This is a genomic window from Vibrio sp. S457-15, from assembly GCF_000960545.1.
Classification (GTDB): Bacteria; Pseudomonadota; Gammaproteobacteria; order Enterobacterales; family Vibrionaceae; genus Vibrio; species Vibrio parahaemolyticus.
This window is the reverse complement of sequence record NZ_JYOQ01000015.1, coordinates 1-398: the sequence shown is the minus strand read 5'-3', so window position 1 is coordinate 398 and position 398 is coordinate 1. Positions and strand designations below refer to the sequence as shown.

The window sequence follows — 398 nt, the reverse complement described above, 5'->3', positions numbered from 1 at the left end:
AAAGCGTATTTCAACAGCTGTTTAAGCGCATCCATCCTCGCGATAAACAGAGGGTCTAGATGACCAACCGTTGGACGGCTAAGGGCTTGCAATGCCTGCGGATAAACATCGGAAGGACCAGGGCCCATTAAAATTCGGTGAGGGGGAATAAAGCTTTGGATCGGCATGTCAGCGCCTTGATTGCAGTCATTTAGCCTGAAAGAAGTCATTTTTAGAATTATTTGCCATCAAAACATCGTGGCTCTTATGCTTTGCAAGAAAACTCACTTTAATGATTTAACAAATAGTTAACCAGAAAACTGGATCAACTTTTATTTCGATGAGCAATACATACAGGCAGCAGAGGTTTCACACTAATGTATTTTGTTGCAGTCGGCAATTAGCCCTAAGTATAGAGG

Annotated in this window: 1 pseudogene; it reads right to left on the bottom strand. The window is 42.2% G+C overall.

Annotation, left to right across the window (positions count from 1 at the left end):
• Positions 1–167, bottom strand: a pseudogene (locus tag UF05_RS25450) (alanine--glyoxylate aminotransferase family protein); the annotation flags it as partial.
• Positions 168–398 lie beyond the last annotated feature (231 nt).